At 61.9% G+C, this 18,514-nt stretch carries 17 protein-coding genes; 8 read left to right on the top strand and 9 right to left on the bottom strand.

The features are described 5' to 3' along the window. Positions 1–9 precede the first annotated feature (9 nt). Positions 10–627, bottom strand: coding sequence for a 30S ribosomal protein S4 (gene rpsD / locus HKD24_RS00485; RefSeq protein WP_194258532.1), 618 nt, complete (start codon positions 625–627; stop codon positions 10–12). 364 nt (positions 628–991) lie between these two features. On the opposite strand from rpsD, the gene HKD24_RS00480 reads away from it, so the two are divergent. Both HKD24_RS00480 and HKD24_RS00475 read left to right on the top strand, forming a co-directional pair. After that, entirely contained in the window at positions 992–1,462 is a 471-nt protein-coding gene (locus tag HKD24_RS00480; RefSeq protein ID WP_194258531.1) for a BON domain-containing protein, read from the top strand. A gap of 102 nt (positions 1,463–1,564) precedes the next feature. Further along, a complete protein-coding gene (locus HKD24_RS00475; RefSeq protein WP_194258530.1) occupies positions 1,565–2,779 on the top strand; it encodes an MFS transporter in 1,215 nt (404 codons plus the stop codon). On the opposite strand, the gene HKD24_RS00470 is transcribed toward HKD24_RS00475, so the two are convergent. Next, positions 2,733–4,127, bottom strand: coding sequence for an MATE family efflux transporter (locus tag HKD24_RS00470; protein ID WP_011253297.1), 1,395 nt, complete (start codon positions 4,125–4,127; stop codon positions 2,733–2,735). The two genes, HKD24_RS00475 and HKD24_RS00470, sit on opposite strands and share 47 nt — an antisense overlap. Positions 4,128–4,213: 86 nt before the next feature. On the opposite strand from HKD24_RS00470, the gene cysS reads away from it, so the two are divergent. The 4 genes from cysS to HKD24_RS00450 are packed head-to-tail and all read left to right on the top strand — an operon-like array spanning position 4,214 to position 8,234. Next, positions 4,214–5,572 (top strand): cysteine--tRNA ligase, encoded by a 1,359-nt coding sequence (gene cysS, locus HKD24_RS00465; protein WP_194258529.1) that lies wholly within the window; start codon positions 4,214–4,216, stop codon positions 5,570–5,572. A 2-nt stretch (positions 5,573–5,574) separates the two neighbouring features. Further along, positions 5,575–6,351, top strand: coding sequence for an RNA methyltransferase (locus HKD24_RS00460; RefSeq protein WP_062508656.1), 777 nt, complete (start codon positions 5,575–5,577; stop codon positions 6,349–6,351). A gap of 4 nt (positions 6,352–6,355) precedes the next feature. Beyond that, a complete protein-coding gene (locus HKD24_RS00455) occupies positions 6,356–7,357 on the top strand; it encodes an ion channel (protein ID WP_228124068.1) in 1,002 nt (333 codons plus the stop codon). Continuing rightward, positions 7,350–8,234 carry an aldose 1-epimerase family protein gene (locus HKD24_RS00450; RefSeq protein ID WP_228124067.1) on the top strand — a complete coding sequence of 295 codons (885 nt, stop codon included), beginning with the start codon at positions 7,350–7,352 and terminating at the stop codon, positions 8,232–8,234. Before HKD24_RS00455 ends, HKD24_RS00450 begins: the two co-directional genes overlap by 8 nt. 41 nt (positions 8,235–8,275) lie before the next feature. On the opposite strand, the gene gltX is transcribed toward HKD24_RS00450, so the two are convergent. The 5 genes from gltX to alkB form a co-directional block, all read right to left on the bottom strand. Continuing rightward, entirely contained in the window at positions 8,276–9,610 is a 1,335-nt protein-coding gene (gltX, locus tag HKD24_RS00445; protein WP_194258527.1) for a glutamate--tRNA ligase, read from the bottom strand. A gap of 99 nt (positions 9,611–9,709) precedes the next feature. Beyond that, positions 9,710–10,174, bottom strand: coding sequence for a hypothetical protein (locus HKD24_RS00440; RefSeq protein ID WP_194258526.1), 465 nt, complete (start codon positions 10,172–10,174; stop codon positions 9,710–9,712). Continuing rightward, positions 10,171–11,373 (bottom strand): nicotinate phosphoribosyltransferase, encoded by a 1,203-nt coding sequence (locus HKD24_RS00435; RefSeq protein ID WP_081108444.1) that lies wholly within the window; start codon positions 11,371–11,373, stop codon positions 10,171–10,173. Before HKD24_RS00435 ends, HKD24_RS00440 begins: the two co-directional genes overlap by 4 nt. Beyond that, a complete protein-coding gene (locus tag HKD24_RS00430; RefSeq protein WP_194258706.1) occupies positions 11,370–12,761 on the bottom strand; it encodes a class II 3-deoxy-7-phosphoheptulonate synthase in 1,392 nt (463 codons plus the stop codon). Before HKD24_RS00430 ends, HKD24_RS00435 begins: the two co-directional genes overlap by 4 nt. Before the next feature lie 47 nt (positions 12,762–12,808). Next, positions 12,809–13,462, bottom strand: coding sequence for a DNA oxidative demethylase AlkB (alkB, locus tag HKD24_RS00425; RefSeq protein ID WP_194258525.1), 654 nt, complete (start codon positions 13,460–13,462; stop codon positions 12,809–12,811). Positions 13,463–13,681: 219 nt separating this feature from the next. Between alkB and HKD24_RS00420 the strand changes: the two genes are divergently transcribed. Together HKD24_RS00420 and HKD24_RS00415 are read left to right on the top strand one after the other, a co-directional pair. Then, positions 13,682–14,089: a hypothetical protein gene (locus HKD24_RS00420; RefSeq protein WP_194258524.1), complete on the top strand. Its 408-nt coding sequence runs from the start codon at positions 13,682–13,684 to the stop codon at positions 14,087–14,089. 64 nt (positions 14,090–14,153) lie between these two features. Beyond that, a complete protein-coding gene (locus HKD24_RS00415; protein WP_194258523.1) occupies positions 14,154–14,978 on the top strand; it encodes an alpha/beta fold hydrolase in 825 nt (274 codons plus the stop codon). Positions 14,979–14,984: 6 nt separating this feature from the next. Here the strand turns inward: HKD24_RS00415 and HKD24_RS00410 are convergent, their stop codons facing one another. Continuing rightward, positions 14,985–17,024 (bottom strand): FUSC family protein, encoded by a 2,040-nt coding sequence (locus HKD24_RS00410; protein ID WP_194258522.1) that lies wholly within the window; start codon positions 17,022–17,024, stop codon positions 14,985–14,987. Between the two features lie 79 nt (positions 17,025–17,103). Beyond that, positions 17,104–18,498 carry a glutathione-disulfide reductase gene (gorA, locus tag HKD24_RS00405; protein ID WP_194258521.1) on the bottom strand — a complete coding sequence of 465 codons (1,395 nt, stop codon included), beginning with the start codon at positions 18,496–18,498 and terminating at the stop codon, positions 17,104–17,106. Positions 18,499–18,514: the final 16 nt, after the last annotated feature.

Below are 18,514 nucleotides of genomic sequence, written 5' to 3'. Positions count from 1 at the left end.
GGGATCGGATTAGCGGGAGTAGAACTCGACGACCAGGTTCGGTTCCATCTGCACCGGGTACGGCACGTCGGAGAGAACCGGGGTACGCAGGAACGTGCCCTTCATCTGGCGATGATCGACTTCGACGTATTCCGGCGTGTCGCGCTCACCCGTCTGGACAGCGTCGAGCACGATGGCGAGCTGCTTGGAGGAGTCACGAACCTCGATGACATCGCCTTCCTTCACGAGGTAGGACGGGATGTTCACCTTCTTGCCGTTGACCGTGACGTGGCCATGGCTGATGAACTGACGGGCTGCGAACGGCGTGATCGCGAACTTCAGACGGTACACGACGGCGTCCAGACGACGCTCGAGCAGACCGATCAGGTTCTCGGACGTATCGCCCTTGCGACGGACGGCTTCGTCATAATACTTGCGGAACTGCTTCTCGCTGATGTTGCCGTAGTAGCCCTTGAGCTTCTGCTTGGCCATCAGCTGGATGGAGAAGTCGGACGGCTTCTGCTTGCGGCGCTGACCGTGCTGGCCGGGGCCGTATTCGCGACGGTTGACCGGGGACTTGGCACGGCCCCACAGGTTGACGCCGAGGCGGCGATTGATCTTGTACTTGCTTTCAAGACGCTTTGACATGGGTTGACCCCTGTACTCATCAGAACCGCCCCATGCTGCCTGGCGGTCCGTTTTGTTGTGCCGGTAGGCCCTTCCCCGGATTGGGAAGGACGGGCGCGCACCCAGATGCCGGGCCGGCGGGATGCAGAATCCCGCGCTGATGGTCCGGCCGGTACGTCCACGTTTCCGGCTGTGCCGTCGCGCCTACAGGAGTCCTCACGACGGGTCAATCAAAACCTGCTTGCCAGCCCTGTCATTTTCTTGCAGTGGGGGCGCGGAAAATGCGCAACCACTTCACGTCTGGTTGCGCTAACGGTCCGGAACTCCCCTTTCGCCTTTCCGAAGGCTTCCCTGGGGGAGCAACACGCTTTTTCGAGTTTCCTGTATGAAAATCTATCGCTTCAATCCCAAGGCCGGTCGTATCGGCGAAGGCTCCCTCGAAGGACTGGTGCAGTCCCTTGATGCGCCCCTGCCCCCCAAGCCCGGGGAAAGCGTCATCAAGCGTGCCTTCAAAAGATTTGGCCTCGCCCAGATGCACATGTCCCATCTGGTGATCGACGACCGCACGATCTATCTGCGCGGCAAGGCCAACAGTGCCAAGGAACGTGACCAGATGATCCTGGCCGCCGGTAACGTTGCCGGTGTTTCCGCGGTCGAGGCCGAAATTGCCGTTCCGGCCGGAACGCCCGACCCCGAATTCCTGGAAATCAAGACCAGCAAAACGCTGGACGAAGTGGCCGACAAGCTGCCCCAGGATGTCACGGGCGATGAGCTCCTTGATGCAAATCAACCGCTTGTCACATCCAAGGATGACATTTATCCGGGTCAGACCATCCGTCTGCCAACCGAGAACTGATCTGTACTCAACGGCTCCTCCCTGTCGGGGAGCCGTTACCGTTTTTGATTAGCCGGCAATGGCAGCACGGTCCTGACCTCCATTCCCGGATCTAGTTTTTTTATGGACTCCATCGAACCTCTCGACGTCGAGCGGGTGCGCCCGCCCTACGGTGTCGGACCGGCCATGCTGTCCCTCATGCTGGCAACTTTCACCATCGGAACCGGCGAATTCGCCATGATGGGTCTGCTGCCGGAATTTTCCCATTCCCTGAACATCACCATTTCGCAGGCAAGCTGGGCGATCTCGGCCTATGCGATGGGCGTTGTCATTGGCGCACCGCTGATTGCGATCCTTGGCGCCCGCCTGCCCCGCCGCACGCTTCTGCTCTGCCTGCTGTGCCTGTTCATCGCGGGCAATATCGGCAGCATCCTCATGCTGGGCTTTGTCGGTATCGAACTCATGCGCTTCATCACGGGCCTGCCTCACGGGGCCTTCTTCGGTGTTTCGGCACTGATTGGTGCGTCGATGGTCGAGCGGGTCCGGCGCGGACGGGCCGTCGGGCAGGTGCTGTCGGGCATCATGATCTCGACGGTGATCGGCTCGCCACTCTCCACCTATGCCGCCAATCATGTCGGCTGGCGCGTGGCCTACGGAAGCATTGCCGCACTGGGCGTGCTGTGCTTCGCAGGAATCTGGTTCTTCGCGCCACGTGACAGGCCGCATCCGGGCGCAACCGCACTGTCCGAACTCGGCGCATTCAAACGCCCGCAGGTCCTGCTGACGCTGCTGACCAGTGCAGTCGGATTTGGTGGCCTGTTCGGGATCTACACCTTCCTGACAACCGGCCTGACGCAGGTGACGCATCTGCCGGGCTGGCTGGTGGCGGTCTATCAGGTCGTGTGGGGCCTAGGCATGGTTGCGGGCAATGCGCTCGGCGGCACCATGGCGGATCGCAGCATTGACCGGACAGTGATCGTCTCACTGACGGCACGCATCGTCTTCATGCTGGGGTTCTGGCTACTTCTGCCCTCGCCCTATGCCATGCTGCCGGTCACGTTCCTGGTCCCGGCCGGGATCATCATGCTCTCCCCGGCCCTTCAGACACGGCTGATGGAAGTTGCCGGAGACGCACAGACTCTGGCGGCCTCGCTCAATCATTCAGCCTTCAATCTGGCCAATGCCTTTGGCGCCTGGCTCGGCGCCGTGCTGGTTAGCTCCGGGCTTGGACTGGGATCGGTTGGCTGGGGCGGAGCCGTGTTTTCGGCTCTGGGTCTGCTGATCTATTTCGTCACGATCTGGCAGGGACGGGCTTGCGCATCACACGCAGCAGCCTGATCCCGAAGGCCACGCAGGTCGTGGCCAGCGCCAGCGCCATACCGATCCACAAGCCTTCCACGCCGACATGCTGGTGGAAGGCCAGCCAGCCCCCAAAAACCAGACCGATCAGACCATAGCTGGCCACGGCGATCAGCATGGGTGTCACGGCGTCTCCGCAGCCTCGAAGTGCACCACTGAACACGCATTGCAGCCCATCCACGATCTGATACAGCCCGGCAGTCCGCAGAAGGATGACGACGAGCGCCGTCGTCTCGGGATCGGGTGCGCGATTCGAGAAGTACAGCGGCAGGATCTTTTCCGGCCAGATCAGCAGCAGTGAGGATGTGGCGAGGCTCCACATCAGGACGATGCCCGTCCCGGTCAGGGCCGCACGACGGCTTTGCTCCATGCGGCCCGCACCGCGCCAGTAGGCTACCCGGACATTGGTCGCCTGACCGATCGCCAGACACACCATGAACAGCAGCGAACTCACATTCAGCGCAACCTGATGCGCCGCCAGACTATGTGTCCCGAGTTCACCAGCACGCAGGCTGGTGATCTGGAACATCAGGATCTCGGCCGCCGCCCCCATCATCATCGGGCCGCCAAGCTTCAGCAGTTCCTTTACGACCGGCCACTGCACGGCGGCGGGCTTCAGCACCGCCCTAACGCGCGGATGGGTCAGGCACAATCCGAACAGCGCGAAACTGACAACCCAGCCGGTCAGCGTCGTGGCGGTTGCGGAACCGTAAAGCCCCATGGCTGGCAGCCCGGCCCAGCCATGAATGAGAGCCGCATTGGTCAGACCGTTACAGACCGCCATGGCCGGCATGATCCAGAGCAGCAGCGTTTCCGCCCCAAGCGCTGGGAGGGCAACACGCAGGACGCCGATGACGGCCAGATCGGGCAGCAGCGACAGCAGAAGGATATCGATGAAACGGCTGCCATGCGTGACAACCTCGGCAGGCTCGCCAATCGCACCGAAGATCGTCTTGGAGAAAGCCAGCAGCAGTGCGCAGGGGATAAAGACCGCAATGGCCAGCATCAGCGTCGCACTCATGACGCTGCGGCCATCATGGGACGTCCGGCCATGTTCTTCCGCACCCCGGCCATGCGACAGAAGCACCCCTGCCCCGCCGAGAATGGCCTGGAAGGTCACCATCGTCGTGAAGAAAAACGTGCTCGACAGGCCACCAATCGCAACTTCTGTTACACCAAGGCCACCGAGCAGGATCGTATCCGTGACACCCATCGCCATTTCGGAAAGCTGCGACAGGGCCAGCGGCAGGGCAACGCGCAGCAGGGCCAGCGCATGACTGCGCGGGGTTGTCGGATCGGTCGGCGGACTGGAAAGGGCACTGCTCATGCGCCCCCTATTACAGGGGCCAAACCTTCCGACAAGAGTAACAAAGCCTGTTGCACCTGAACCAAGGCTGGCGCATTGATCGGCGTATGGCCGATCCTGCTGCAAACGTGCTCCGCCTGCACGATACCCATCTTCGCGACAAGCGACCGTTCACGCCCCTCGATCCTGAGAATGTGCGCGTCTATTTCTGTGGACCGACCGTCTATGACCGCGCGCATCTGGGCAACCTGCGCGCGATGATGTGCGCGGATATCCTCATCCGCCTGCTGCGCACGATGTATCCGCGCGTGACCTATGTCCGCAACGTGACCGACGTGGACGACAAGATCAACGCGCGCGCAAAGGAAAACGGGGAAGATATTTCCGCCCTGACCGAGCGCACGACGCAGGCCTTTCATGAAGATCTCGCGTCACTCTTTATCCTGCCGCCCGATATCGAACCGCGCGCGACCCATCATATCGACGACATGCTGGAAATGATCGGGCGTCTGGTCGAGAACGGCCATGCGTACGAAGCCGAAGGGCATGTCCTGTTCGCAGTACGCAATTTCCCATCTTATGGTGCGCTTTCCGGGCGTTCGCTCGATGACATGATTGCGGGCGCGCGCGTTGAAGTCGCGCCCTACAAACGTGATCCTGGCGATTTCGTGCTGTGGAAACCGTCCGAGCCGGATCTGCCGGGCTGGGACAGCCCGTATGGGCGTGGACGTCCGGGCTGGCATATCGAATGCTCGGCCATGTCGCACCGTTATCTGGGCGAGAGCTTCGACATCCATGGTGGCGGCGACGATCTGCTGTTTCCGCATCATGAGAACGAGCGCGCGCAGTCCATGTGCTGCTATCCGCACGGCAAGTTCGCCACGCACTGGGTCCATAACGGGATGCTGCTGTCGAACGGCGAGAAGATGTCGAAATCGCTCGGCAATTTCTTCACGATCCGCGAAGTGCTGGACCGCTCGCCTGCCGAGCCGCTGCGCCTGCTCTATCTGGGCGCGCATTACCGCTCCACGCTGGATTTCAGCTGGGAGAAGCTTGAAGAAGCACGCCGGGTTCTGGACCGGCTGTACCGGGCGCTGGAACGCGGAAACGCACAGCCCGGCGCTGCCGTCCCCGCTGCGGTCATGGACGCCCTGTGCGATGATCTGAACACGCCGCTAGCCATTGCCGCCCTGCACCCGCTGGCGGATGCCGCCATGCAGGGCGATCAGGATGCGGCCTCCAGCCTGCTGGCAGCAGGAAAGCTGCTGGGCCTGTTCAATGTCACACCTGCCGAATGGTTCCAGTCCGGTGTGGATGCCGGCGCCATCGAAAAGCTGATTGAAGAACGCCTTGCAGCCCGCAAATCCCGCGATTTCGCTCGTGCCGATGCCATCCGTGCGCAGCTTGCAGCTGACGGCATTACCCTTGAAGACGGCCCTGGTGGTACAACATGGCGGAAGGCGTAACCATGACCGGACGTGACGGCGGGGCGAATATCGGCCCTATCGGTGATTTCGATCCGGTCGTGATCCTTGTGCGCCCCCAGCTTGCCGAGAATATCGGTACGACCGCGCGCGCCATGGCGAATGGCGGCCTGTTTCATCTGCGCATCGTAGCCCCTCGTGACGGCTGGCCGCAGGAACGCGCCTGGTATGCATCTTCGGGCGCAGACCGGATTCTGGATGCAGCCCAGGTGTTTGAGACCGTGGACGATGCGGTTGCGGACCTGCACCGTATTTTCGCAACCTGCCCGCGCCCGCGCCATGTGGTCAAGCCGGTCATGACCGCGCGTGGTGCGGCTGCGGAACTGCGGGTTGCGTCCAATCGCGGCCTGCGCACCGGCATCCTGTTCGGGCCCGAGCGCGCCGGGCTGGATAACGAGGACATGGCCCGCGCCGATACGCTGGTCCGCTATCCGCTCAACCCGAAATTCATGTCGCTGAACCTCGCACAGGCCGTGCTGATCATGGCCTATGAGTGGTTCCTGACCGAAGACATGACGCCGCCGCGCGAACTCATGACCAATGAGACGCATGTGGCGACGAAGGGCGAGATGGACAATTTCATGTCCCATCTCATCCGCGATCTGGACGAGACGAATTTCCTTCGAAATGAGCAGAAACGCCCTGGCATGGTGCGGAACCTGCGTCATTTCTTCACCCGAGGCGAAGTGACGGAACAGGAGCTTCGCACCCTTCACGGCGTGGTCAGTGAACTGAGCAACGCCCGCAGGAACAGGAGCTGATCCCATGATCCACTGGCGCCACAGGAAACGGATGGAACCCCGACCTGATCCTGGAGTGCCAGTCCACTCTGAAACGCATGCGACGGTCGTCGAGACCGCCAACAAGATCCGGGCGCATGTTCTCGAAGAGAACGGCCGGAGCGACATCATCCGGACCGGTCTGGATGCCGGTGTCTTCGGCGATCTCTACCATACCCTGATGACCATGAGCTGGTTTGCCTTCTTCTGGGCATCCATGGGTCTGTATCTGGTCATCAATGTTGCCTTTGCGCTGATGTATTACGTCATCCCGCATAGTGTGAGCGGTGTCCCGCACGGCGACTTCCTCGATGATGTCTTCTTTAGCGTGCAAACCATTTCGACCGTCGGTTACGGCACCATGGCTCCTGTCGGGCGGCTGACGAACACGATCGTCTCTTTCGAAGTTCTGGCCGGCATGATGCTCAATGCCCTGGCAACAGGGCTGGTCTTTGCCCGCTTCTCCCGTCCCCGTGCACGGGTGCTGTTCAGCCATGTGGCGGTCGTCTCCTATGACGACGTGATCCCGACACTGACGATCCGCCTGGCCAACCAGCGCCGCACGCTGATCCTCTCGGCCAATATCGAAATGACCCTGACGCGGCTGATGCCCGATGAGCGCGGGCGTCTGGTACGCCGCTTTGACCGGCTGACGCTGGTGCAGTCGCACATGCCGATCTTCCGGATCAGCCTGAATGCAACCCATCTGATCGACGATCACAGCCCGCTTTACGGCCTCACTGCGGAGACACTGATCGGCCAGAACGCGGAAATCATCATCACGATGGACGGCACGGACGAGATTTCCTCCCAGACCGTTTTCGCCCGTCACGCCTATGAGATCGGACATGTCAAACACGGCTACCGTTTTTCGGATATGATCCAGAATCGTCCGGATGGTCGGGTGGAAGTCGATTTCCGTCGCTTTCATACGACCGAGCCGGGCGATATGCCCGTGGCACCTGAACAGGAGACATCCCATGACTGACCACATGACGGATGACAGACATGATTTCGGCACCGGCCTGCTGAAGGCTTCGGTCAAAAGCCACGGCGCCGAACTGGTCGCACTCAGCCGGGGTGATGATGTGCTGCTCTGGGAAGGCGGACCGGCCTGGCCGAAGCACTCCCCGATCCTGTTCCCAATCGTGGGAACACTGCCGGACGACGCCTCCACGCTGGATGGCAAACCCGTCCATCTCGGGCGGCATGGATTTGCCCGGAACCGCAGCTTCCGCTGGATTGCGCAGGACGTGGATGGCTGCACGCTCGAACTGGTGGACGATGCGGAAACCCGCGCTGCCTTTCCGGCCGCTTTCCGGCTGAGGGTTGTCTATCTCATCGAGAACGAGACGCTGCGTGTCTCGTATCACCTGCACAACCCGTCCGACACGGCGACACTTCATGCCTCGCTCGGGGCGCATCCGGCCTTTCGCTGGCCGTTGAAAGACGGTGTGGCGAAAGACAGTTACAGACTGCTCTTCGAATATGACGAGCCGCTGCCCATACGCCGGATCGATGCTGACGGGATGCTTCTGCATGAGAAGTTCCGCACGCCTGTCCGGGAGAATGTCCTTGAACTGCGCGATGCGCTTTTCGAGAAAGATGCGATCATCATGGACCGGCCGGAGAGCCGATCGCTGGACATGACCGGACCGGACGGGCACGGCATCCGTGTGGCCTGGGGCGGATTTCGCGAACTGGGTCTATGGGCCAAGCCGGGCGCGGAGTTCCTGTGTATCGAGCCCTGGTACGGCTACACGACACCCGCTGGCTTTACGGGTGATTTTTCACAAAAGCCCGGCCTGCTTCACCTGAAGCCCGGCGAGAAATGGACGGCATTCTGGTCCGTCAAAGCCATCTGAAAAACGGTCCGTCGTGCCGCGTTGGCACGACGGACATGATTTCAGGCCTGAATGGCATCCCGCAGACGGGCCACCGTCCGCTCACGGCCCATCAGGCCGAGCAGGACATGCAGCTCCGGCCCTGCGTCCTCGCCCGTCAGGGCCAGACGCAGCGGCATGAACAGGCTGCGGCCCTTGCGGCCGGACTGTTCCTTGAGCGCGTTGGTCCAGTCCTTCCACGTCTCCTCGCCCCACGGCTCGGTCGGGAGGGTGTCGAGGGCCTGCTGAAGGAAAGAGCGGTCTTCGGGCTGTGACGGCGGAATGATCGTGCCATGCACCACATCCCACCAGTGCGGGATTTCAGCCGACAGATCCACATTGCCACGAACAGCGTGCCAGAACGTCTCGTCGGCTTCGGGCGGAAGATGAATCTTCGCGGCCTCGAACGGCAGGTTGTGCAGGGCGCGCCGGTTCAGGGCGAGAAGCTGCGTCATGTCGAAACGGGCGGCCGATTTGGAGACATGCGAGATGTCATAGGCCGCAATGGCCTCATCCATCGTCATGACCTCCGGATCATCCGAAGAGCCCACGCGGGCGAGATAGGAGACGATCGACATTGGCTCCAGCCCGTCCTGACGCAGGGATTTCAGCGCCAGCGAATCAAACCGCTTGGACAGCTTGCCACCATCGGAATCCAGCAGAAGCGGCAGATGCGCGAAGGTGAAGCGGTTGGGCCTGGCGCCAAGGGCTTCGGCAATGTCGATCTGCACGCCGGTATTTGTCACATGGTCTTCGCCGCGGACGATATGGGTGATGCCCATGTCCAGATCATCGATCACAGATGCCAGCGTATAGAGGATCGTCCCATCCCCACGCACCAGAACCGGATCGGAAATGGCCGTCAGCTTGACCGAGCACTCGTCCATGACGAGATCCTGCCACTTGCGGCTGCCATCGCTGAGGCGGAAGCGCCAGTGCGGCGTCTTGCCGTTGGCTTCGGCGCGGGCGCGCTGGTCAGCAGTGAGCTTGAGCATGGCACGATCATAGATCGGCGCCTTGCCGGCACGGATGCGGGCTTCACGCTTGGCGTTCAGCTCGTATTCCGTCTCAAAGCACGGATAGAGACGGCCGGACGCCTTCAGCTTTTCGATGACTTCGGCATAGCGGTCGAGACGCTCGGACTGGCGCACATACTCGTCCCATTTCAGCCCCAGCCATGACAGATCCTTGCCGATGGCTTCTTCATATTCGGGCTTGCCGCGGGTGGTATCGGTATCGTCGATCCGCAGCAGGAACTTGGCGCCGTTATGGCGTGCGAAAAGGAAGTTGGCGACGGCAAGGCGCGCATTGCCAACATGCAGGTAACCGGTGGGGGACGGAGCGAAGCGCAGTTTCATGACGCCTTAATGCCGCATGATGCGCCGCGTTGCCAGAGCGGGTTTTTATGAAGGGCCGCGCACAGGAAGGAGCACATGCCCCTTCCCTGCACCGGGTGTTCAGTGACGGATCACTTCGTGACGGTTTTCATCATCCTCGTCGTCATCATCATCCGGCGGACCGGCGATTTCCTCGTCATCAACGAGGCGACGCGGATCAATGGCGCGCCAGTCACGCTCCATCGGTGTAGCGGGCGTGGCCGCGAAGTCTTCAAGTTCCGTGGAGGACTTCCAGCCATCTTCGCCGGCATCCACGACTTCGGCGTTCTCACCAAAGGCGAACCAGTTTTCGAGCACTTCCTTGCTGCTCGCGCCCGGCGTGCGGCAGCGCTCGATGCTGTCGCGGACATAGGCGCGGGCATAGGCGTTGGCGTGCATCAGGTCGATGAAGTATTTCACGACCTCGATCGTGTCGTCCTCGTCTTCCGACGCGCCGGACAGGTCGATGATGCGTACGCTCCACGAACCCGGCTGTGCGCCGTTTTCGGGTGCGCCTTCGACAGGGTCAATCGTATCGTCGGTCATGATGTCTCCTGGCTGTCACGGGCCTTCTGGAGCAGGAACTCGCGTCCGAGCTTGACGCGGGGCTGCCCGTCATAGGCCACGATGTCAGCCGTTGCATAGGTTTCGGACCAGCGGTCGGGAATGAAAGACCCGCTGCCGATCACGTCGATCGGGGCATGAGCGTCCCGCATCGTCGAGCATTTGGCGACGTTGAAGCCCGAGGATGCGACGATCTTCACATGGTGGAAACCGGCATGATCCAGAGCTTCGCGCATCCGCCAGATGGCTGCGGCCGACACACCCGTTCCCACCAGATCGCGCAGTTCCTGATCGGAACGGTAGCGGCGGATGGTGCCGGGCGTGTGACGCTCAAGCACACCATATGAGGTCTGGGGGTCCAGTCCTTCAAGGAAGCGACCGCCATGCGTATCGAGACGGACGCTCAGATGGCCCTTTGCAGCGCGCTCGGGGAAGCGGCGACAGACAGCGAGCGCATCCGTAATTTCCTGCCCGAAGTAGTCCACCAGAACCGTCAGCGGATCGTTCGGATAGACCTCGTCATACATCTCCGCTGCGCGCAGCGTGGAGCCTGCATAGCCGATCAGGGCATGAGGCATGGTGCCCAGACCAGCATCAAGGCCAAAGAAACCGGCCGTAGCGTCATTGGCGTTGCCGATGAAGCCGCGGGCCCCTTCCTTCTGCGCCGCACGGGAGCCGACACCTGCGGCATAGGCCATCTGTTCCTGCATTTCGAAACCCGCGCAGTGCCGGGCGTCCATGGCAAGGAACGGGATGGTCGGCAGGGCCATGGCCATTTGATAGGCATTATGGGCCGCCACGCAGGTGGAGCCGATCCGCTGGAGAACCAGCGTTTCCAGCGGGGCCAGTCGGACAAAGCTGCCGGTCAGGTACAGGAGCGGTTCACCCGCGCCGACCCATTCGCCCTCGGCGTACATTTCCCGGCAGTGCAGATCGAAGCCCTGGGCCTTTGCCACGTTCTTCAGCCACTGCACGACCAGCCCACAGGCCGCGATCACCGGGCGGCGGATGAACACCGCATAGGTGACGCGGGAATCCCCGAAATGCTCCACGATGTGCCGCGTTCGCCCGAAATAGGCGTCCGTCCGCGCTTCGATGGTTTTCTCGTCCAGCGGGCCGAGTGTGCCAAGCGCGCGCCGGAGCGCGGCCTGAGGAGAATTCTGGGGATCGGAAGCGGTCATTCTTTCTTTCCTGCTCGTCCCGTCAATTCCTGAGCAAGAAGGAAGGCCATTTCAAGTGACTGTTCCGCATTAAGGCGCGGATCACAGAATGTTTCATAGCGACCGGCCAGATCGTCCTCGGTCAGGCACTGTGCGCCACCGATGCATTCCGTGACGTCCTGACCCGTCATTTCCAGATGGATTCCGCCCGGACGGCGGCCAATGGCCTCGAACACATCAAAGAAGCCGAGAACTTCGCCCAGGATATTATCGAAGGAGCGGGTCTTGATCTTGCTGGCCGTGGTCGTGGTGTTGCCGTGCATGGGATCGCACAGCCAGGTCACGGTGCGTCCGGTGCGGTTTACGGCATCGAGCAGCGGCGGCAGGTGATCGCGGACCTTGTCCTTGCCCATGCGCGAAATCAGCGTAATGCGGCCGGCCTCGTCCTTCGGATTGAGGATTTCGAGCAGCTTTTCGAGATCACCAACCGTCGTGGTCGGGCCGACCTTGATGCCGATCGGGTTCTGCACGCCGCGCAGGAACTCGACATGCGCGCCGTCCGGCTGGCGGGTGCGGTCACCGATCCACAGGAAATGCGCCGAACAGTCGTAGTAATCGCCGCTCGTGCTGTCCACGCGGGTCAGAGCCTGTTCGTAGGGCAGCAGCAGGGCTTCGTGAGACGTGTAGAATTCCGTCTCGTCGATCTGCGAGGCCGAACCGTCAAAACCGCAGGCCCGCAGGAAGGACAGTGTCTCGTCAATACGATGGGCCAGATCCTGATAGCGGGCTGCCAGCGGGGAACGCTCGACGAAGCCGAGATTCCAGCTATGGACCTGATGCAGGTTGGCATAACCGCCATGTGCGAAGGCACGCAGCAGGTTCATCACGCCGGCCGACTGGAAATATCCGGTCTCCATGCGAGCGGGATCGGGAATACGGGCCTGGGGCGTGAACTCGGGACCGTTGATGATGTCACCGCGATAGCAGGGCAGCGTCACGCCATCGATCGTCTCGGTATTGGACGAGCGCGGCTTGGCATACTGGCCGGCCATGCGGCCAATCTTCACGACCGGCACCTTGGCGGCGAAGGTCAGGACCACGGCCATCTGGAGCAGGACGCGGAACGTGTCACGCACGATGTCGGCGGTGAACTCGTCGAAGCTCTCGGCACAGGCGCCGCCCTGCAGGACGAAGGCCTCTCCGCGCGATGCGGCGGCCAGGCGCGTCTTGAGGCGGCGGGCTTCACCCGCAAAAACCAGCGGGGGGTATCGATGCAGACGAGCTTCGACAGCAGCAAGCGCCGCTTCATCCGTATAGGACGGAGCCTGGACGATGGGACGGGAACGCCAGCTTGCAGGAGACCAGGACATCGTGTTGGTGGACGTCGGGGTCTGGCTCGAGGGGTGCATCAAATGCCCTCCGGAAGGATGTGAATGCGGGAGTTGCGGGGGGCTGGTTATGGCCGAAAAAGCGCGGCGTTGATAGCGCGAAACGTCAGATTGTATCGCATGGCACCTGTCTGCTGATGGAATGTTTCGCGGATGGGTGAGACTCCATGCCAGGCAACCCGGGAGGGACCGCCCCAGACCACGACGTCACCATCCAGAAGTTCGATGGTGCGTTTCGGGTCCGTCCGGCTTGAACCACCAAACGAAAAACGCGCGGGTACGCCAAGGGAAACCGACACAACCGGCGCCTCGGGCATCCCCTCGTCCCTGTCCTGATGCAGCCCCATTTTCGCACCCGGTCCATAGCGGTTGATGAGGCAGGAGGACGGATCAAAGCCCTCATACCCCGCCCCGGTCGCCGCGCGGATGGCAAGGTGACGAAGTGCGTCTGGCATGGCGGGCCAGGGCCGGCCGCTTTGCGGATCGGTTCGGGAATAGCGGTAGCCGGACGGATCGGCGACCCAGCCACAGGCCCCGCAGGATGTCATCGCAGCCGACATCGGACCCATGCGGGTACGGAAATGACGGAAAGGCGCTTGTGCACTTACGTCTGCGATGGCCTGATGGAGTGCTGGCGCTTCGGACAGGGCAAAACCGGGCAGCCACACGGCTCCCTCGGCCAGAAGCGTTCGCGGGCGAATGGACGTCAGAAGATCATCCATCAGTCACCGCCCCGGACCGGAAAATTCCGTGCTGATATCGTCATGTCTTCTGATATGGGGCGGCTCTGAAACGGTTCCAGAGGAAAAGAAGTCTTGAACACGGGGGAAAGCGGGCCGATTATAGACTGATATGCCGCCTTGCCGGGGATGTCAGAGCCTGACGTCGCGTTTCCTCCGGGAGGCAGCCTTGTTGTCATGATCGGCCAAGGACCGGATCACATGTTGTCCTCTTCCCGTTTCTTCTGCCACGCCCTGCTGGCGACCGCTCTGCTGGGAGGGGCGGCACAGGCCCAGACCGCAACCTTCGGTCAGCCTTACGCGGCTGGTACGACGCTTCCGACGCAGCCAGGTCAGGGGGATGCCCAGTCCCAGGCCACGACAGGTGGTGAGCATTTCCGTGCCCGCGGCCATCGCAAGCCCCCGCTGGGTTATTCCGACACGCCGTCCACCGAGTTCGAGCATGGTCCCGATCCGGACCATGAAGCCGGCGTGGAGCGCGATTCCGTGACGGGCGCGAACATCTCCAAGTTCGGTTCGTCCTATCAGGGCAGTAATAACACGCAGTCCGGACAGCTCGGCGATGCATCGGGCAATGGCTGGACCGCCCCGCGCGGAAACGGCTGGTAAGACGCAACCAAAGTCGCGGCAACAAGTTCTGGTCCTCAGGTCAACGCCTTCGAGGATCAGAACCATGCCGTATATCACCGCTACTGATGGAACGAGCCTTCACGTCAAGGACATGGGGGCCGGCAAGCCCGTCGTCCTGATCCATGGATGGCCCCTCACCGGGGACATGTGGGAAAAGCAGACGCTGGCGCTGGTCGAGGCGGGTTACCGCGTCATCACCTATGACCGCCGCGGGTTCGGCCAGTCCGGCCATCCGATCAACTGCTATGATTACGATACGCTGGCCGATGATCTGGCCGCCATTCTCGAACAGCTTGATCTGTGGGATGCAACGCTGGTCGGCTTCTCCATGGGTGGCGGTGAAATTGCCCGCTATCTGAGCCGCCATGGCCGGTCACGTATTTCCAAGACTGTGCTGCTGTCGTCGGTTGTCCCCTTCCTGCTCAAGACAGCCGATAATCCCAAGGGCGTCGATATTTCCGTCTTTGACGGGATCAAGCAGAAGATCCGCCAGGACCGCTTCGGCTTCCTGAAGGACTTCATTCCTGATTTCTACGGCGTCAGCATGATCCATCACCCCGTCAGTCAGGGTGTGCTGGATTGGACGTTTATTCTGGCCTGCATGGCAAGCCCGATGGCGACGCTGGACTGTGTGGATGCCTGGGGCACAACGGACTTTCGCCCGGACCTGCAGGCCTTCACCGTCCCGACGCTGGTGATCCACGGCACAGGCGACTCTGCCGTTCCCGCCGATATTGCGGGCCAGAAGGCCGCGGCAGCCATACCGGGCTCCACCTGGATTTCCTATGAAGGCGCGCCGCACGGGCTGTTCATGACCCATGCCGAGCGGGTGAACGAGGACCTGCTGCGGTTCCTCGCTACACCCTGAGGGACGTCAGAATGCGCCCTTGAGGAAAGCCCTGCTGACCGGCATTTCGGTGCGCACGATCAGCAGGGATCCGATTGCCAGAACCAGATCATGGCGGATGGACGGATCCTGCGACTGCCGCTCCAGAGCGTAGAGCTCGTCCAGTGTGGGGTCGATCGTGGCGGAGGTGTGCGTGAGCGGCAGCTTGCGACGCAGCAGGTTCCGCACCATTCCGTCAACCGCCGCAACCGCCGTATCCGGCAGGCTTCCATGCTGGGCGAGCTTTCGCAGCATCAGCACGTTTCGCCCAACGGTCAGAACCGAGAGCGTGCCGCGCAGCATTGCTTCCGCACGCTCGCTGGAAAGCGAACCGGCAAATCGCACGGCGCGCTCCATGCTCTGCGTGCCCTCATTGATCCAGACATATTCGTCCATGACCACACCCGGCAGCGCCAGCCGGCGCAGACTGCGCTTGAGCTGGTACCGCAGAACTTCGCCGGCGCGTGCTGGCGTAAATGGCAGGACGGCCCGGAAGATGATCACACCGGCGCCAAGCCCCAGCAGCAGGGCGATCGTGGTGTTGAACCAGCCGATCTCGTTGATGCGCCCCTGGTTGTCCATGCCGAGCAGGAACGGAAAGAACGTGCCGTAAGACGCAGCCATGACGGCTGTGGACGGATTGCGGGACGCCAGGCCGCCCAGCATCATGAAGAACCCGGCAACCAGACAGAAAAACGGATAATTGGCTGTCACCGGCATGACGATGAAGACCGGAATAACGCTCGCCACGGCAGCCCAGACAGCGCCGTAAAAAAACGCAGCACTCAGCAGGACGGAGTTCTCGAAGGTCGCGAAACGTGCGCAGACCACGGCGATGAATGTCAGGAACACGCTGCCCTGTGGCCAGGCCGTGACCTCCCAGACATAAGCCCCGAACAGCAGGGCCGCGGTCGTGCGCACGCCGTTACGCATGGAGGCGCGCCAGTCGGGATTGTGGGTCAGACGATGGCGTTCGGAGACCGGCGCGCCATCCACGCTGGCGCGATAGGAGCGCAGCGTTTCGCACAGATCCGACAGCATGACTTCCACGCCGGTCAGGATGATCCCTTCATTCAGGGAGTCTTCGTCGTCACGCGGCAGGATGGTCTGCATCCGGCCCCGGCATTCGGCCAGAAGAGCCTCGGCCTGAACCAGTGCCGCGATGCCGCGACGGTCGGTCACCAGACGCTCCGGCATTCCATCCAGGGCACTGGCCATGTCTTCAAGGAAGGGCCGCAGGGCTTCGGGCTGATGCGTCACGGCCGTCATGCGCGTGCGCAGGCCCAGTCCGCGAGACAGGACACGCGCAACCAGACCGAGCGTGACATAGGCGTGCTCGACCTCATTGCCTTCACTGCGGATCTCGATGCGGCTGAATTCGATCTGGTCGCTGGAGGCCTGAAGCGAGCCCAGAAGGGTCGAGAGGTCGTCCGTCGCCCCCCTCTTTTGACGCAGAACGTCCGTCAGGGCTGGAATGGCACGGGTCAGAATCGCCTGAAGTCGTTTGCGCAGTTCCTCACGCGCACGGCCTGCGACATTGGGCAGGGCAATCATGCCCATGGCCGTCTCACAGATCACACCAAGAAAAATATAGGTGCCGCGGGCCATCGCCACGTTGAAGACGTGATCGGGTTCCTTGACCGCACCCAGCGCGATGATGGTGCAGGTATAGCCGGCCAGCACGAGGGCGTAGCCGCGGAAATTATGCGTCAGCGTCGCAAGACCGGCACACAGCCCGACCCAGAGGGCAAGTGCCGGCAGAAACAGCCAGGGATATTGTGGAAACGCTGCCATGAGCGCGATGGCGGCCACCATGCCGACCACCGTTCCGACCAGACGCCAGCGCCCCTTGGAAATACTTTCGCCGCGGGAATTCTGGGCGACGATCCAGACGGTCATGGCAGCCCATTGCGGCTCACCAAGCTCCATCCACAGCGCGATCGCCAGCGCCAGAAGCGCTGCGATCGTGGTGCGGAGGGCAAACATGACGGAGGTAATCGACGGGGCAAACAGCCAGCCAAACTTCATGCCCGGTATTGCCCCTCAGAAAATATGTGGCGGCCCGACTGCGGAGCCCCCGTAAGACCGTTACGCGCCGCCATAGGGTTCAGCCTGCTTTTCGGGGGACGTGACGTGTGAGGCTCCGCATAGTCACGAACTCTTCCGCACTGGTGGGGTGCAGGCCGATCGTGCGATCGAAATCCCGCTTGGTCAGCTTTGCCGTGATCGCAATGGCAAGGCCCTGAATGATCTCGGGCGCATCGGGACCGATCATGTGCGCACCGAGCACAACCTTGCTCTTTGCATCCACAACCAGCTTCATCAGGGTCTTGCCCTTGCGGCCCGAAAGCGTCTGGCGCATCGGCGTGAAGCTGGATGTGTAAATGTCCAGATCATGGCTCTGGGCAGCCTCTTCTTCGGTCAGGCCGACCGTGGCGAGCGGCTGGGAGAAAAACACGGCCTTGGGCGTCGTTGCGAAGGACCAGTCGCGGCCGGTTTCCCCGAACAGACGCTCGGCCAGAAGATGCCCTTCGGCAATGGCCGTGGGGGTAAGGTTGTAGGTGTCCGTCACATCGCCAATGGCGTAGATGCCCGGAACATTGGTGCTGGCATCTTCCGCCGTTGCGGGAATACGGCCGCTCCATGTCGCGACACCAGCGTTCTCGAGTTTGAGCGGTGCCAGATTGGGGTGACGGCCCGTCGCCATGAACACGCAGTCCGTCTCAATGACATCACCGCCTTCAAGATGCAGACGATAACCGTCCGCAACCTTCTCAATCCGCTCCGGGGAACGGCCGGGATGCGCCTTGATGCCGTTCAGCGGCAGCAGTTCGGACAGATGGGCGCGCATTTCATGATCAAAGCCGCGCAGGGGAAGCTGCTGGCGGAAAACCAGATCCACCTTCGAACCCAGTCCCGCAAAGATCCCGGCAAACTCGATACCGATATAGCCGCTGCCGATCACAGCAACGCGCTCGGGGCGGTCAGCCAGATGGAAGGCATCGTCCGAGACGATCGCATGTTCGGCGCCGGGAATGTTTAGGCGCGTGGGCGTGGAGCCGGTGGCGATGACGATGTTCTTCGCCCGGACACGCTGGACGGACGCATCCGGCGCCAGTTCGGACGGGCCGATTTCGACCGTATGGGCGTCCACGAAACTGGCATCGCCCGTAAACAGCGTGACCCCGGCCTTTTCCAGCATCGAGACATAGATGCGGTTCAGGCGCTCGATCTCGCGGTCCTTGGCGCTGATCAGCGTGGACCAGTCATGAGCAACCGGTTTGACGTCCCAGCCATAGGACGGGGCGTCAGCGATCTCGCGGCCATAATCAGCCGCATAGACCATCAGTTTCTTGGGCACGCAGCCGAGATTGACGCAGGTTCCGCCCCAGTGTCGGCGCTCCGCAATCGCGACGCGCGCTCCGTTCTGGGCGGCAATGCGCGCACAGCGCACGCCGCCCGAACCGGCACCAATAACGAACAGATCAAAATCCTGCATCATCCCGGCCTTTCGTGCC

Origin of the sequence: Gluconobacter vitians, from assembly GCF_015244565.1 — a bacterium.
Lineage (GTDB): Bacteria > Pseudomonadota > Alphaproteobacteria > Acetobacterales > Acetobacteraceae > Gluconobacter > Gluconobacter vitians.
This window is presented reverse-complemented; position numbering and strand designations above follow the sequence as displayed.

Excerpts from the sequence above, each read along its gene's own strand:
- rpsD (WP_194258532.1), bottom strand. The coding sequence starts at position 627 with ATGTCAAAGCGTCTTGAAAGCAAGTACAAGATCAATCGCCGCCTCGGC.
- HKD24_RS00470 (WP_011253297.1), bottom strand. The coding sequence starts at position 4,127 with ATGAGCAGTGCCCTTTCCAGTCCGCCGACCGATCCGACAACCCCGCGC.
- HKD24_RS00410 (WP_194258522.1), bottom strand. The coding sequence starts at position 17,024 with ATGAAGTTTGGCTGGCTGTTTGCCCCGTCGATTACCTCCGTCATGTTT.
- HKD24_RS00420 (WP_194258524.1), top strand. The coding sequence starts at position 13,682 with ATGTTGTCCTCTTCCCGTTTCTTCTGCCACGCCCTGCTGGCGACCGCT.
- HKD24_RS00475 (WP_194258530.1), top strand. The coding sequence starts at position 1,565 with ATGGACTCCATCGAACCTCTCGACGTCGAGCGGGTGCGCCCGCCCTAC.
- HKD24_RS00460 (WP_062508656.1), top strand. The coding sequence starts at position 5,575 with ATGACCGGACGTGACGGCGGGGCGAATATCGGCCCTATCGGTGATTTC.
- gorA (WP_194258521.1), bottom strand. The coding sequence starts at position 18,498 with ATGATGCAGGATTTTGATCTGTTCGTTATTGGTGCCGGTTCGGGCGGC.
- HKD24_RS00480 (WP_194258531.1), top strand. The coding sequence starts at position 992 with ATGAAAATCTATCGCTTCAATCCCAAGGCCGGTCGTATCGGCGAAGGC.
- HKD24_RS00435 (WP_081108444.1), bottom strand. The coding sequence starts at position 11,373 with ATGACCGCTTCCGATCCCCAGAATTCTCCTCAGGCCGCGCTCCGGCGC.
- gltX (WP_194258527.1), bottom strand. The coding sequence starts at position 9,610 with ATGAAACTGCGCTTCGCTCCGTCCCCCACCGGTTACCTGCATGTTGGC.
- HKD24_RS00430 (WP_194258706.1), bottom strand. The coding sequence starts at position 12,761 with ATGCACCCCTCGAGCCAGACCCCGACGTCCACCAACACGATGTCCTGG.
- alkB (WP_194258525.1), bottom strand. The coding sequence starts at position 13,462 with ATGGATGATCTTCTGACGTCCATTCGCCCGCGAACGCTTCTGGCCGAG.
- HKD24_RS00415 (WP_194258523.1), top strand. The coding sequence starts at position 14,154 with ATGCCGTATATCACCGCTACTGATGGAACGAGCCTTCACGTCAAGGAC.
- cysS (WP_194258529.1), top strand. The coding sequence starts at position 4,214 with ATGGCCGATCCTGCTGCAAACGTGCTCCGCCTGCACGATACCCATCTT.
- HKD24_RS00450 (WP_228124067.1), top strand. The coding sequence starts at position 7,350 with ATGACTGACCACATGACGGATGACAGACATGATTTCGGCACCGGCCTG.
- HKD24_RS00455 (WP_228124068.1), top strand. The coding sequence starts at position 6,356 with ATGATCCACTGGCGCCACAGGAAACGGATGGAACCCCGACCTGATCCT.
- HKD24_RS00440 (WP_194258526.1), bottom strand. The coding sequence starts at position 10,174 with ATGACCGACGATACGATTGACCCTGTCGAAGGCGCACCCGAAAACGGC.